Genomic DNA, 14,713 nt, shown 5'->3' with positions numbered 1-14,713 from the left:
AATTTGGAGATTGGAAATATGAAAAAGATTTATGCACTAATACTGTGCTTAACATTCAATATTTTAAGCGTAGGTGCTGCTGATTGGATGTCAGTAGACTCTGATAGTATAAATCTTGACCTCAATAATATGAGGTTTTCCAATCGTGCTCGTTGTGCTCTTGATTCTAAAGAGCCTACAGACACTTCATTTCTCCTCGTAACAAATACTGATGTGGCCAAAGCTGTCTATAGACTTGCTAAGCTTAGAGGAGAGGATACAGATAAGCTGACAAAGTATGGTATCGAAGTCTTTAGACTGTCTGTTGTTAAGTTAATCGAATTAATCCATGAAAAAATCATGAATAGAGAGCTTCCTCTTTTACCGGCGGACCTCTCAAGAGATGATTTACATATTCCTGGAAATTATAGAAATGTAATGGCCGGTTGTCGCAATGATGAATACTGTGATGGTCTAGATTCATATATTGAGAAAATATGGAAAATCACTTCTCTTAATACGACTCCAGCTGGGAAAGTTGTAAAGTTTTATACTGTAGATAACTTTCACTCTAAAGATAGTTATATTTTAGAGAAAAACTTTGAGGACAAAGAGAGACAAGTTGGGCTTAAGTGTAATTATCTTAAGAAGTTCTCACCACTACAGGCTCACTTATATGGGACTAAGCCAAATAAAGGAGCACTAGAGTCGATTGCAAAGGCTGCATTAAACTCTAAAGAGTATTTAGCTTCTTGTGACGATTTTAAGTCACAATCAAATCTACAAGTTGCAGCTTATCAGCTTGAGATACCTAAATTAAAAGAAAAGAGATGGGAAGATAAAGGTTTTGATTACTGGAATTCCTTAAAATTATATTTTTCATGGGCCTATCGTAATGCGCCTCAAATGAAAGAAATCGCTTATCCTTTTGCAAATGTATTCAAAGGTGTTGCTATTGAGGACTCTGTTCTCATTGTACCAAATGGATGTAAGTCAATTAGTTTACCTAAGTGTAATGGTGATTACCTTGCGACTCAAGCGATGAGAGAGTTTGCAAAAGAAGATTTTAGAGAAAATGCTCTAGAGTTAGATATATTATCTTCAGTCCCAGAAGGGCCACAAGATGACTTATTACAAGATCCATTTACGTCAGTAAATGTTGATGAACTTGATCTTGGTGGCTTTGCTAATGCTGAAGCTTGGTTAGCAAACTTTAGAGAGAACTTTGCAGGCACTAGAGCTCTGATGAAGAAGAAGCTTATTCACGCCATTTCAACTCTTAATATTACAAAGGCGAATATTTCAGCACAGAAAATGGCCAATCTTCTTGAAGATAGATTTTCAGCATTAATAAAGAATTCAAATTCAACAAATGATGAACTTAAGAATGATCTCTATTATCTATGTGCTGAGTTTAATTTTGCTGACCATGATGAATTTAGTTTCCTAAAGGGGAAGCTTGAAATTTTGAGAGACACAACTTTAGTTGATGGACTTGCAAGCGATATCTCTGAGAATAAGACTAAGGAGTTATTTAACTTCTATACAGCAATTGCTGACAAGGTTATGTCTGGTTGTGCGGCCCTTAATCAAAAGGGAATTTGGAATGATAGTTTCACACTAGATAAAACAGGGTTCTCTCCTTGGTATATTCAAAAGGTTTATGAAAATAAATTTGAGTCTACTTACCACGACAAAGTAGAAAGATACTTAGAGGGAAATAAGCCTTTAATCTCTTGGAAGAATTATGAATCATCTAAGTCTATCTCAGATGTTATTTGTGCAAATTCAAGTGACTGTTCTAGAAAAATCTTAAAGTCTATTATTGATTTATATTCAGTAACTCAATACGCTTCTACATTTTGGAACTTAGAGCAAGAGATTAAAACTCCGGCACTCTTTAATCCATATGCAGAACGTACAGCGTGTAAAGTATACGATCCTTGGTTTAAAACGAAGTCGGTACTCTTTAATCTCTTTACTGATATGTCTCAAGCAGCGCTCTCTGTGGCAACTCCTGGAGTTATATACGGACGATTGGACTTACAACCTGGTAAAGTGACATCATTTAACCAATTAGTAAAAGATGGTCGTATTTCATATGACACAAGATATGACAAAGAGAAGATTACAGCTTCTCTTGCTGCCGACTTTGGGCCTCTTCTTGGGGTGCCTTGTATGGTTTCAGTCTCGGGACGAGCAAATAGTCCATACGATAACTATAGATTTAGTGGAGTAAGTGTTGGTGCTTGTAATCAAAGTGAAGATAGTAATCTTAACGTACGTACTGCTTCAGATATGGATGACAACGCAACTCGTTCCCATTCGGAGTGTATTAGCTGTAGATTAAACTTTGAAAGTGTTGCAAGTTCTTTGACTCATCTCTCTAGTGAAGTCGGACCTTCGTTCTTTCTCTTTAGAGCAATCTACAGACTTTATAAGGGATTGAAAGATCCTCACAATATTCCTCGTTCATGGGAAACGAATCCAAACTTTGTTTCTGAGACATATAGAAGATTTGGAGAAATTCCTAAGAAGTGTGTTCGCTCTCTTATTAAAGGGGAAAGATGTCTTGAGAATAGCTGTGAAGAAAATATCTCTGAAAAGTTAACTGAAGAACTCCATGGGAGTATTGAGAGAATTACTTTTGCAGGTAGTAGTGGAGCACTTGTTAAAATGTCGAGTTGTGAAAATCTAGTTTCGGTAAGAACATATTCAAACGCAACTCATTCAAATAACTACTCATGTAGAGTAGGGAAGTACACTGTACCTAAGAAGTGTCAAAATATGAGGAGGGGGAAATAATGAAGTTTTTTGTGTCTCTCTTTTTATCTCTTCTCTTTGCATTTAATATCAATGCTGCAGTTGTTGAAAATGGTTGGAATGACTCTTATGAAAAGGAATTGAACTTCTACTGTAGTGAAGGTGATTACCTTTGTTTCGATATTTGCGGAAAGTTTGAACAGTGTAAAGTTCCAGAAGAGACTTGTCATAATTGTATTGGGACTTCAATTCATCTTACATATATCTTCAATTATATGGGAAAGGCCTATACAAATACAGGTGTAGAGGCTAACTCTTCTAGTGTAAGGGACCTCATCAGATCTAGAAGATTTGTATCATTCTCTTCTCGTAGTATTTACAATCATGTTGATTCTTTTAATTCGCCAACTCTTAGAAGAAATTTCAGAAGTCTTTGTACCGATGGAACAAGATATCCAATTGTCGTTTTTGAAAAATCTAGAGTTACGAAGAAAGTTACTGACGTAAGATTTGTTTTCTGTGAGAGCGGGACTTATGAAATGGAGTTTTCAAGTGACGTTATTGTTAATTTTGAAGACTCTGGACAGAAGCTCTCTCCTTTATATTAAGAAATCTTCTTAAGGCAGATACTCTCATTTCGACCTGGGATGTCTGCACTTGATCTAATAGAAATAAAAGTAATTCCTCACCATATCCAAGTTGTGCAGAGAAAAGGTCTGCCTCAACTTGGGCCTTATCATTCTCAACCCCATTCTTTTGATGTTCTAGGATGAGGTGAGCGAGCTCGTGAAGAAGTATAGCTAGGGCCTGCTCCTTACGCCTATTTCTCATTAAAAAGCATAATTCTGGGTAAATGATAATAATATTTACATCGGCCTTAATAGCACAGGCATATTGACCTGAGCTATTGATGAATACTGTGGTCTCTAAGAGTTCACTTAAGTTTTTGTACTTTGAGCCTATATTAGATAACTCACTAAAAACGTCAGCTATATCTCTATTTTCAGCAATCCACTTATGTTCTGGTTTTTCCAGTAAATGGCCTTTTTTATTCTTGAATCTAAGTTTTTCAAAGAAGTTATTCATACTATCTTTTCGGCATAGTCGACTTATAAGTTATCTTCTAGTTCGAAAGGGTAAATAATTCCGTTCCAAATAATATCAATAACTTGATACACTATAGGCTATGAAGTTATTGGGCCTTTTCCTATTCTTAATTAGTTTATATTCATTTTCTTTTGAAAAGTCAGAAGCTTTTATTGTGACGGCCTATACGAATAAATTTAAAGTTCTCTCTCCAGTAAAGCGCACTAATAAAGTAAGTGTCATAATCGAAAATAAAACTCTCGTTAAATTAATCGGGGAGGTTGTGACTGATAAAGGTGTATTGAAAGAGATGGTTACAATAAAGCCTGGTAAGTATAAGTCAGTTGAACTAGAGTTTTATAAAAATTCAAAGTATTACTTTATTCCTCTCTCTCCATCTTTTCAAAAAGTGGTGTTAGATTTCGGTAGAAAGGCCTATGAGATTCCTTCGAAAGAATAAAATCGAAAAAACTATTCTTGTCATTTCTGATATTCATCTTGGTGCAGGAGTTGTAGTCAATGGAAGAAGAAACTACCTTGAAGATTTTCACTTTGATGAAGAGCTTGTCGATTTTCTAGATTATTATTCCTCTGGCGATTATCTAAATAGGGAAGTTGAATTAATTATTAATGGGGACCTCTTTGATCTTCTTGCCGTACCATTTGTAAATTACTTTGATGATGAGTTTTGGAGTGAAAAGGCCGCTCTTAGTAAATTCGAAATGATTATAAAGGCCCACAGGGAAGTTATTGATGCCCTTAATAACTTTGTTTCTCATAAGAATAATAAATTAGTTTATATTATTGGAAACCATGATGCTGAGTTTGTCTTTGAGTCTCTTAGAAATAGGTTTTATGAACTCTTTGAAGATAAGAATAAAGAGCGTGTAGAGATTCAATTGAATAATAACGGAGAGTATATTCCTACTCCAGGTGTTGTCTTAAAACACGGTCATGAATATGAACTGGCGCACCACTTTCATCCTGTGAAGTCTATTGTTGAATCAGAGAGTGGTGAGAAGTATTTTCTTCCTCCTTGGGGATCTTACTATGTGACCAGAGTGATCAATAAATTTAAAGAAGAACGTGATCATGTAAATGCAGTTAGGCCGATTCGAAAATTCATTATTAATGGTTTAATCTATGACACTTTCTTTACTCTTAGATTTCTCTTTGCCACTAGTTATTACTTTATAATGGTTCGATCTATCTATCTTTTTAAACAAGAGAGAAGTTTAAAAAAGATGTATAAGCATTGTATGAATGAACTCGAATTATTCAAAGATTATGAAACTATGACTATGGACTTCTTTAAAGAGAGACCAGAAGTAAAATGCTTAATTGTAGGTCATACTCATGACCCTAGTTTCAGGTCGTTCACAGATGGTGGTATTTTCATTAATACTGGTACTTGGACTAGAATGTATAATTTAGACTTTGGAAAGAACCAGTCAGGAGAGCAACTCTCATTTGCCCAAGTTGATATTTTAGATAGAGAAAAAGAAACTTATGATATTAATTTGAATAATTGGAAGGGGAGGACAGAGCTCCCCTTTGAAGAATTTTCTTAATTAGGCCTGTGAGTAACAGAGTTCGATATACATATCACCATGGGCCGACTTGATTGGTATTAAAATTACAGTCGTTCCTGCAGGGTACTTGATTTGATGATTAGAGCCCTCTATCATTGAAGGAATCGCCATATTAGATGTATAACCTTGAGTCGCTAAATCTCTTTTAGCGTTACCCATTATCATATTACAAATTTCTCCACCAACATCCGCAATCTCATCGTTATATTCAGTGAAAGTATCCATAAGCATAGCACTAGCTACCTTAAAGTATGTATCATATGGCCAAGAGATAACAAGCATTGCCCTATAAGGCTTTTGTTCGCCATCTACTTCCACTTCACCGTTTAGCCCAAGAACTGCTGAGATATCTCCTTTGGAGACACTATCCGTTTTTACCATTGGTTTTTGAGGGTCTAGCTTTGTAAAGACCATGGTTTCAAAAACATTCTTTGCTGCATCTATAAACGGCTTTGAGAATGTTAAAAAATTACTTTGATTAGTCATTATTACTCCAATTATAATCCAAGGCTACTCATCAGGTCATCAATTGATGTTTGAGAGAGATTGCCATCTGGATCAGCAGCACAAGAAGAGCGCTCTATATCGTTAAATTTTTCTTTAAGCCACTTAAGTCTAGTGATGAATGCCTTTGAGCTTGTTTGCTCAAGACTCGACGTGTTTCCTTCTTTTATCTGCTTAATCATTTTCTTAAGCAGTTCAAGAGAGTCAAACATTATGGCACAAACTACTTCAAGTAAGGCTTCATCTGAGACTTGACTTGATTTATAACCTATAACTTTTCCTAGTTCACAGAATGTTGCTATTTCATCAGCTCCTATAGTCTTAGCTGAACCCATAACTCTATCTATGATTTGTCCAAATTGTTCGAGCTTTTCTGTTTGTGAAGGATCGTCTTCAAATTCTTCTAGAATCTCTTCTAGTTCATCAAAGAGTTTCGCTGATTCATCACAAAATTCATCAACAACTTCTTTCATTGAAGGATCATTTAATAAGCTCATAGATATTTCCTAATTAAAAGATTTTTTCTATTTTCTCTTTTAGTACCGACGCTGAGAAAGGCTTTACGATGAAATTACTTACTCCGGCCTTAACTGCAATCACTACATTTCCTTGCTCAGCTTCTGCTGTAATCATGAGAAAAGGTAATTTCTTAAGCTCTTCTGTCTCCCTTACTTTCTTTAGTAGGTCTAGACCACTCATTTGCGGCATATTCCAATCGGAAACAATAAACTCATAAGGGGCAGGACTATTCATTGCCTCTTGGATCATTGGCCATGCTGTGGCTCCATCATCGGCTTCAGTAATATTCTTAAAACCAATTTGTTGAAGCATATTCTTGATAATTTTTCTCATCGTTGCCATGTCGTCAATAACAAGAATTTTCATATCACTCTTTAGTGCCATTTTTTCTCCTAAGCTGCGTTATCGCTATTTGATTCTGTATTTATAATTGTTGTTAAACTTTCATATATTTTATCTCCAAACTCGAACTCGAGTCCAGCAGTGAAAGTCTTATTTTTTAAATTTCTTATCACAGTCTTAAGATCTGTTGTTGTTCCAGTGACCTTTCCCTGTGAATATTCAAAAATATGTGAAACGGCACCAAGTATTAAGGAAAGTTGGTCAATATGTTCACCTTTCTTATACATTGGGTATCCCGAACCATCATTTCGTTCATGATGTTGAAATATTATATTCATACATCTGTCGCTCAATTCAACACCACTCTTTGTTAAGAGGTGATGAGAGAGGTTAGGGTGCTTCTTATACTCTTTTAGTTCTGCTTTATTATATTCTAAATGTGGCTTACTCCCTAGCTTATAATCTAACTGAGTAATACCAAGGTGAGAGAAGAAGGCTGCGCAAATTAAATCTCCCAGAGTTTCTTCATCCTTCATGTCACAGTTCTTGGCTAAATAGTATGATACTGCAACAATTCTATTAATAAAGTTATCCTCTCTTAGTAGTATTCCACATAAATAACTGGCGAGACTTACTGTATGAGATACGCGCACGCTAAATGTGTCTGTTTCTAGCCTTACTCTCTCTATAAGTGCTGAAAAGTCATTGTCTTCAATTGCACCTAGAAGTTCTTCTTTAAATTTTACTTCTCCAAGAATCTGAGTCTGCTTCTCTAGTTCCTTGATTTTTCTCTCTCTTTCTTCTTCAAGATGATGAACCTTTTCTTGTAGATCTTCAATATCATCTTCTTTATAAGAGTGAGTTGTTAAAAATGTATTCTTTTGTCTCTTATCGACTGCGAGCCTACCGCCTTTACTTAATATAAACTCAAGAAAGTCTAACTTATCTTTTACTAGGGGAGTATTGGCCTTTAAGAAAGGGCTCGTCGAATCACTATTTGGGTTGTAAACAAATAAATGATAAGGAAATAATTTTTTATCTCCTAAATGTTCTATATCTATAAAGAAATAATCTCTAACTTTACTCATAATTTACGATGCCTTCTTTCCAAAGAATTTTCCAAAGAAAGATTTGATTGGGTTTTCCTTTACTTCCTCTTTCGCTGCCTTCCCGTTATATTCTCCACTATTTTTACCTTCTCTAAATTTAGCAATTACAAAACCACGTAAAGATTCTAGAGTAACCTCTAGCTCGCCACACCTTTCTTCATTAAATTCTTTACTGAACCAAGAAACGCTAAATCCCATAAGGCTTGCTCCCTCATAGTAGGGGTATATAAAGTGTATATTCTTATCTTGAAAGGTAGGATCACTCCAAGTTGGAAGCTTCATCTCTTTCCAATCTCTATAGTTTTTAGAGAAGAGCTTATCCCAAAGAGGGCGTTTAACTTCTAGTTCAAGATCATTTAAAAGGTTTAGAGAATTGGTCGCTTCAGTGACTCTCGATTTACGTTCATCGTAATAGAAGAGGGCAACTTCTCCTGCAAACTTTTCTTGTATAACTTTTGAAATGAAGCGATAGCATTCTTCATCAGCTTTCTCTGTTTTGTCATAAAAACTTAAGACTCTTACTATATTTTCAAGTCCTTTTGAGTTAGGTTCAAAGATCTCTTCTCCTTCTAACTCTTCTTGGTTCTCATCTTGTTCTTCTAGCTGTTCACTTTCATTCTCAATATCATCTCTATAATAGCTAGGTGTTTTCTTTTTCTTTCCTGTTCCGTCACCGTAGTATTTAGGGCCTTGCTTTTTCTCTTTATTTCCTGAGCGATCAATTGTAATGCCACCAAACTCATCTTTTAGTTTGCGGTAATCAATAGTCTGCTCCCCTAAATCGAGCTTCTCACCATAACTCATCTCTAATGAGTCATCATTCTTTCTTTCTTCTTCAACTTGTTCGTTTTTCTTTGTTTTGGAAAAGTGCCAGTCATCATCAATATGACTAACACTTGCTTCACTACTGTAGTGAGTTTGAATTTTATCTACCTTGCTATCAGCTTGAAGCTTTTTCTTTGTAAGATCGTCAACCTTTGAATCATGCGACTTGTTTTTTTCAAACTCTAGCTCAGCCTCTTTCTTTCTCTTTTCTTTGTCATCTTCGTCTTCTTCTTCGACTAAAGATGCTTTTGTTGATCTATAATTTTTATCGTTTTCTTCTTCACTTTCATCATCTTTCTTATAGTCACTATCAATTAAATCTAATTTAGTGTCTTTTCGACGCTCATAGTGATCATCATCTTCTTCATATTTTTCTCGTTCTTCTTCAATATCTTTATCTTTAGACTGAGTGTCTTCTATATCTAAATGGAAGTCTTTATCTTTTTGATTACCTTCTTCATCTTCGTCCTCTGAATTGTTATCGTCACTTCGATCTTCTTCATCTAAAGAGAGGGGAGTTTCTCTCTTATAGAGGTCCTCATCTTCTTCGCTTTCTTCCTCTTCTTTCTTTGCAGCCCCACCTCTTAAATACATGTCAATCTTATCAGTAGATCCTTCTCCTGATTCATCTTCACTATCTAAATGTTCGACACTACTATCACCCTTCTTATGAGAATCTTCTTCTAAGAGCTTTTCTTTCTTTTCACTATAATCTTTGCCCTCAGCTTGCTCTTCTTCTTTTTCTTGAGTAATTCCTTCATCTTCAATATCTAGAATACTTAAACTTTCCTTCTTTTTTCTTGTTTCGTATTCTTCATCCTCGTCTAAGTAGATATCTTCTTTATTATCTTCTATCTCAAGGACGGATAGACCCTTCTTTTTCTTTTCTTCCTCTTCTTCTATTTCTTCTTCAGTTTTAGTAATTGTTCCTCGGTAGTGAGTATCACTATTACCAAAGTCTTCTTTAGATCTATTATTATTTTCTTCTATGTCTAGGCTAACTTCTTTCTTCTTTTTGTGAATACCATAATCATCCTCCATTTTTTCTCTTGTAGCGTTGCTAGCAAGGTTTTCATCAAGGATTTCATCTTTATAGTTTCTTCTTTCTTTTTCCTCTTCTTCTAACGTCTCTTCTTTCTTCTCTGTATTACCTCTGAGGTAATTATCTATTATATTTTCGTCTTTCTCTTCTTTTTTTGGCTCTTCAACGTCATCTAATGAGAGTTCTTCTTTGGTAAGTTTACCTTGCCAATGAGAATCAATCTCTTCTTCATGATAGTTATTCTTCCTTTTCTTCTCTGGAGCTTCTTCTATCTCAAAATTTGATTTCTTCTTTTTCTTTGTGAGATAATTTAATCCTTCTTCGTCATCTTCACTTTGACCACTCTTTGACTTTGATTTAAATAGAGACTCTTCATCTTCTACTTGTTCGTCACCTTTCTTTTTAACACCGACTTCATCTTCATCCTCATCTCCAAATTCATCATTTACAATAGACTTAAGTTGTAGCTTTACTTTGTAGAGTAGAGTTTTGGCAGCGACTGGTTCTTGAATAAATTCAGTTAATCCAATCTTTGAGAATTTATCTAATGTCTTTCTAGGAATTCCTTTTTCACTAAGTAGAAGAACCTTTGAATTCAGCTTCGCATTTACTTTACGAAGCTGCTTAAGGGCCATGGCACACTTTTTAGGTGCCCCATATATTGAAAGAGATTGTCCAATTGTAGGAACTAATTGCGCCACCTCAGTAAGGTCATCGACCTCGTAGATTTCAACTCCTTCCGACTCAGAAATTTCCTCAACTGCTTCTTTGAGTTTTTTCATCGTATCAGATAGGGGATATATGAATATAAGTGGCTTTGTACTCATAGAGAATTTATCGTCATTTTAGAGGGAAAGTTAAAAGGATTTACCACCTTTATAGTTAATAATTTTAAAAGCTTGAGAGTGTTTTTGTCGGGTATTATTTTTTAAAAAAAGTAAAAAATAGTGTTAAGTATATTTACGATCCACCGAATAGTTTTATGAAACAAAGGTCACAATGACTGTTTCAATTCACATTATATCTATAGCAGTATGCTTATTGATCCTCACGGTACGGTGATCAAGTCTTAGAAGAAGACGGACTAACAAGGAGGAATCATATGGGTTTGCGTATTGCAACTAACACAACATCACTAGCTGCTCAAAGAACTTTGGGAGCAAACAACACAGAACAAGCAAAAACTTTAAACAAGTTATCTTCTGGTACTAGAATCGTAAGATCAGCAGATGATGCGGCAGGTTTAGCTATTTCTGAAAAAATGAAAGCTCAGTTAAGATCTACAAATCAAGCTGAAAGAAATGCTAACGATGGTATTTCAATGATTCAAACTGCTGAAGGTGGTTTATCAGAAATTGGAAATATCCTTGTTAGAATGAGAGAGCTTTCTGTTCAATCTGCATCAGACACAGTAGGTGATTCTGAGAGAAAGTTTACAGATTTAGAATATCAAAATTTAAAGCAAGAAATGGAGCGTATTTCTCAAGTTACAGAATTTAACGGGAAGAAGCTTCTAAACGGTGCGGGAGAGAAGTATGACTTCCAAATCGGTATTAACAATGATGAATTCCAGGATAGAATTTCATTTGATACACAAGTTCTTAACTCTTCAATTTCTAATATGGGAGTAGAGGGATTAAGCGTTTCTTCTAAAGAAGATGCTCAGTCAGGACTTGAGTCTCTTGATAATGCGATTCAGATGGTATCTGGACAAAGAGCAGAGTTAGGTGCGAAGCAAAACAGACTAAGTTTTACGATCAATAACTTACAGATCAGTAGTGAAAACTTAAGTGCAGCTAACTCTCGTATTAGAGATACAGACTTTGCGGCTGAAACAGCTAAGAATACTAAACTTAATATTCTTACTAATGCTGGTACTTCAGTTCTTGCTCAGTCTAACTCTCAAGGACAAGCAGCTCTTAAACTTATCGGTTAATTAAATTTAAGAAAATTATACCTGCAAGTGGCCCCGTGAATACGGGGCCTTTTTTTATTATCATATACAAGCTTCTTAAGGTAAAATAAATCCATTGTTAAATTAATCAAGATAGTTAATGTTCAAAGAGATTGAAACTAAGAAATTTACCTCCCTAAGAAAGAAGTTGATGCTCGCTATTCTCTTTGCGTCTTCTTTTATAACTTTGATCACGACTGGGCTCCAGTACTATATAGAGTACCAGAGGGATATTACTTATCTATCACAGACAATTAAGCATATTGGAAGCTCCAATACTTCTTCTCTGTCTAGGTCCCTCTGGAATTTAGATGATATGCAAATTCAAGTGCAGATGGATGCTATTTTAAAACTAAGAGATTTGATTGGTGTTGCTATTTATGATGAGGATGGACAAGTATATTATCAAAATACTGATCATGAATTTAAGACATTAGAGAAGTTTGAAACAAGATTTAAGTTAGATTTGAACGAAAGTAATTATACCCACAAGCTTGGTGAGTTAGTTATTTGGGCCACTAGGGATCATATTACTGAAAATTTGATTTCAAGGCTCACTACTTTCTTCTTAGCACAATTAGTAAAAACCTTTATGGTTATTTTTGTGATGCTCTATCTGTTTAGAATCTTCATTACTAAACATCTTGATTATATTGTTCGCTTTTTACAGTTCTCAGATTTTAATTCTCTTAAAATAGAGAGAATTTCTCTGGCCAAGAATACTAAGTCTATAGATGAGCTTGATTACGTTGCTGATTCAATCAACCTTATGCTTGAGAGAGTAGAGCGAGCAAACCTAGAAACTAATGATAAATTTCTTCGTCAAGAAAAAGAGATTCAGCTCCAAAAAGCGGCCTCAATTAATTCAGCTAGGCTTGCAAGCTTAGGGGAGATGGCCGCTAATATTGCTCACGAAATTAATAATCCTCTAACTGTTCTCTCTTTTAGTGGAAAGAAAATTCTTCATTTATTAAGAGCAGATGAACTGGATAGAGACCGTATAAAGCACTTTGCAAGTATGATCAATCGAACCGTTGATAGAATGACAAAGACTATTACGTCGCTCAAAAGACTCTCTAGGGATACATCGACTGATCAATTTAAAGATGTTGTTATCTACGATATGATAGAGCGAGTTCTAGACCTTTGCCAGATGTCTCTAAATGAAAAAGGGATTGAACTTTCTACAGAATTTATAGGCTTTGATTTCTCAACTAAGATTAAGTGCCAAGAGGTGAAGGTCTCTCAAGTTATTATTAATCTATTAAATAATGCTCGAGATGAAGTAAAAAATATGGAGAAACCTTGGATAAAACTTCTCGTTATTAAAAGTGATGAGTTGATATCTTTCTCTGTTATTGACTGTGGGACAGGCATTGCTGGAGAAGTTCAGGAGAAGATGTTTGAGCCATTCTTTACCACCAAAGATATTGGGGAAGGAACCGGTCTTGGACTTAGTATCTCTTCCTCCACAGCTAAAGAGCATAAGGGAAGATTATTTATCGATAATAATAGCGAGAATACTAAGATTACCCTTGAATTTCCTCTGGACCTTTAATCGATTGGATCTACTTTTATTCCAGCTTCCTTTAAGAGTTTAGTGAAGATTCCATCACCATTTCTAAGCTTGCCCTTAAAACTTCCATCATAGACTTCGCCCGCGCCACACATAGGGGAGCGGCTCTTGAGTAGAGCCTCACTGGCACCAAAGATTTGTGCTAGAGAGAGGGCCTCTTTCGCTCCCTTATTATATTCGAATGTGACGTCTTTTCCATTAATAGTAAGTACCTTTGAGTCGACTGATTCAGCAGGATCCCTTGGCGTGCTAAGGCCTCCCAATTGCTCAGGGCAGACGGGAATCGCTTCTCCGCGCTTAATCATTTCTACTATTTCATCGCGCTTTTTATTGTCCCCATCATAACGGCAGTTTAAACCCGCTAGGCAAGCGCTTACGACTACTTTCTTACTCATGTCTGGGATTATAGCATAGGATACTAGAAAGGCCCTATAAGGGCCTTGAATGATGAATTATTTACTTTGTAAGTAGCTCTCAACCCATGGAACCTCGAGCCTTTTAATAACTTCCTGATCGAGCCCGTATTGGCCGCCTACAGAAGCGATTCCTCTAGATTTCTGCCTTTGATTTCTCTTAATAGACGTTGTGAGGGCCATATTGGAAAAGAGAGTCGTTTTAAAAAGCGTTTTAAGGCCAATTTGGTCAGCAGAGATCTTGTCTCTTGTCTTAATATGAGTCATGAGATTTTCATAAATATAGTAATTTGAGCTTGAGCCTGTCTCACATAATTCAGTCAACTCACTATAAGTCTTTGCTACGTGAATATTGATTGCACTCTTTACTAGTTCTTTAGTCTTTGAGGCACTTAAGTTATCTTTTATTGCGATATCTATAACTCTTGGACGAGTTGAAGATCTAGAGACTGGGAGAAAGAACTCTGGATAACGAGTCATATTGTCAGCATCTCTTAAGCTCTCCATTGACTTAAATGGCATCTTATAGTCTCTAGCACTCGTACTCTTTGGACTAGACTCATTGTAGCTTAGAAAGCTTGTATGAAAGCTAGGACAGTGGTTAAGCTCGATGGCCACACTCTCATTAGACGCCAGCGGCTTGATCTGTTGGTACTGAGAGTAGAGTGTAAGGAAGTACAGTCTCTTATTATTATATTGGTTATAGCCTTTATCCTCACTACTAGATGTAGTGACTGAAGCAGGTCCTCTAGACTTTCTAGAAGTATGTTTAAAGCTCTTACTTACCTGAACTTCAGGAACTAGGTTTGTATTTAAACTTCTCGCTTCATAGCGGCTAATTTTCTCTTCGAATGACTCAGGTTTCTTATAGGAGTAGCCTGATGAGCAAGAGCTCATAACTAGAGAAAATGTTCCCAAGAATAGAATTGTCGTTAAGTTATTTTTGTTAACCATGGAAGATCGCTCCTTAATCTAAGATATTCCTAACTTACTTATCGGGAGATTGCGG

The 14,713-nt window shown here is 35.7% G+C and carries 14 protein-coding genes; 6 read left to right on the top strand and 8 right to left on the bottom strand.

Features of this window, described 5'->3' with window-relative positions; genetic code table 11:
• The first annotated feature begins 18 nt into the window (after nucleotides 1-18).
• Nucleotides 19-2,784: a hypothetical protein gene (locus BMS_RS10330; protein WP_014244761.1), complete on the top strand. Its 2,766-nt coding sequence runs from the start codon at nucleotides 19-21 to the stop codon at nucleotides 2,782-2,784.
• On the top strand, nucleotides 2,784-3,350 hold the full coding sequence (locus BMS_RS10325) for a hypothetical protein (protein ID WP_044557503.1): 567 nt from the start codon (nucleotides 2,784-2,786) through the stop codon (nucleotides 3,348-3,350). The genes BMS_RS10330 and BMS_RS10325 overlap by 1 nt, the downstream gene beginning before the upstream one ends.
• On the opposite strand, the gene BMS_RS10320 is transcribed toward BMS_RS10325, so the two are convergent.
• Nucleotides 3,307-3,828 carry a hypothetical protein gene (locus tag BMS_RS10320; RefSeq protein WP_014244759.1) on the bottom strand — a complete coding sequence of 174 codons (522 nt, stop codon included), beginning with the start codon at nucleotides 3,826-3,828 and terminating at the stop codon, nucleotides 3,307-3,309. The genes BMS_RS10325 and BMS_RS10320 overlap by 44 nt on opposite strands.
• A 100-nt stretch (nucleotides 3,829-3,928) precedes the next feature.
• Here BMS_RS10320 and BMS_RS10315 point away from each other — a divergent pair, with 100 nt between their 5' ends.
• Both BMS_RS10315 and BMS_RS10310 read left to right on the top strand, forming a co-directional pair.
• Nucleotides 3,929-4,288 carry a hypothetical protein gene (locus BMS_RS10315; protein WP_014244758.1) on the top strand — a complete coding sequence of 120 codons (360 nt, stop codon included), beginning with the start codon at nucleotides 3,929-3,931 and terminating at the stop codon, nucleotides 4,286-4,288.
• Entirely contained in the window at nucleotides 4,266-5,399 is a 1,134-nt protein-coding gene (locus BMS_RS10310) for a metallophosphoesterase (RefSeq protein WP_014244757.1), read from the top strand. The genes BMS_RS10315 and BMS_RS10310 overlap by 23 nt, the downstream gene beginning before the upstream one ends.
• Here the strand turns inward: BMS_RS10310 and BMS_RS10305 are convergent, their stop codons facing one another.
• Genes BMS_RS10305 through BMS_RS10285 form a run of 5 tightly spaced genes read right to left on the bottom strand, consistent with a single transcriptional unit; the run spans nucleotide 5,400 to nucleotide 10,588 of the window.
• Nucleotides 5,400-5,906 (bottom strand): chemotaxis protein CheX, encoded by a 507-nt coding sequence (locus BMS_RS10305; RefSeq protein WP_014244756.1) that lies wholly within the window; start codon nucleotides 5,904-5,906, stop codon nucleotides 5,400-5,402. It abuts the gene before it with no gap.
• A gap of 11 nt (nucleotides 5,907-5,917) precedes the next feature.
• On the bottom strand, nucleotides 5,918-6,421 hold the full coding sequence (locus tag BMS_RS10300; protein ID WP_014244755.1) for an Hpt domain-containing protein: 504 nt from the start codon (nucleotides 6,419-6,421) through the stop codon (nucleotides 5,918-5,920).
• A gap of 13 nt (nucleotides 6,422-6,434) precedes the next feature.
• Nucleotides 6,435-6,827 carry a response regulator gene (locus BMS_RS10295; RefSeq protein ID WP_014244754.1) on the bottom strand — a complete coding sequence of 131 codons (393 nt, stop codon included), beginning with the start codon at nucleotides 6,825-6,827 and terminating at the stop codon, nucleotides 6,435-6,437.
• Between the two features lie 8 nt (nucleotides 6,828-6,835).
• A complete protein-coding gene (locus BMS_RS10290) occupies nucleotides 6,836-7,873 on the bottom strand; it encodes an HD-GYP domain-containing protein (protein ID WP_014244753.1) in 1,038 nt (345 codons plus the stop codon).
• A gap of 3 nt (nucleotides 7,874-7,876) precedes the next feature.
• Complete coding sequence (locus BMS_RS10285; protein WP_014244752.1) at nucleotides 7,877-10,588, bottom strand: hypothetical protein; 2,712 nt, start codon at nucleotides 10,586-10,588, stop codon at nucleotides 7,877-7,879.
• Nucleotides 10,589-10,863: 275 nt separating this feature from the next.
• Between BMS_RS10285 and BMS_RS10280 the strand changes: the two genes are divergently transcribed.
• Both BMS_RS10280 and BMS_RS10275 read left to right on the top strand, forming a co-directional pair.
• Entirely contained in the window at nucleotides 10,864-11,697 is an 834-nt protein-coding gene (locus tag BMS_RS10280) for a flagellin N-terminal helical domain-containing protein (protein WP_014244751.1), read from the top strand.
• Between the two features lie 118 nt (nucleotides 11,698-11,815).
• On the top strand, nucleotides 11,816-13,273 hold the full coding sequence (locus tag BMS_RS10275) for a sensor histidine kinase (protein ID WP_014244750.1): 1,458 nt from the start codon (nucleotides 11,816-11,818) through the stop codon (nucleotides 13,271-13,273).
• On the opposite strand, the gene BMS_RS10270 is transcribed toward BMS_RS10275, so the two are convergent.
• Entirely contained in the window at nucleotides 13,270-13,686 is a 417-nt protein-coding gene (locus BMS_RS10270; protein WP_044557501.1) for a DUF523 domain-containing protein, read from the bottom strand. The genes BMS_RS10275 and BMS_RS10270 overlap by 4 nt on opposite strands.
• A gap of 57 nt (nucleotides 13,687-13,743) precedes the next feature.
• On the bottom strand, nucleotides 13,744-14,658 hold the full coding sequence (locus tag BMS_RS10265; RefSeq protein ID WP_014244748.1) for a hypothetical protein: 915 nt from the start codon (nucleotides 14,656-14,658) through the stop codon (nucleotides 13,744-13,746).
• Between the last annotated feature and the right edge of the window lie 55 nt (nucleotides 14,659-14,713).

The organism is Halobacteriovorax marinus SJ, assembly GCF_000210915.2.
Taxonomy (GTDB): Bacteria; Bdellovibrionota; Bacteriovoracia; order Bacteriovoracales; family Bacteriovoracaceae; genus Halobacteriovorax; species Halobacteriovorax marinus.
The sequence above is the reverse complement of the archived record's forward strand: the minus strand, read 5'-3'. Positions and strand labels throughout refer to the sequence as shown.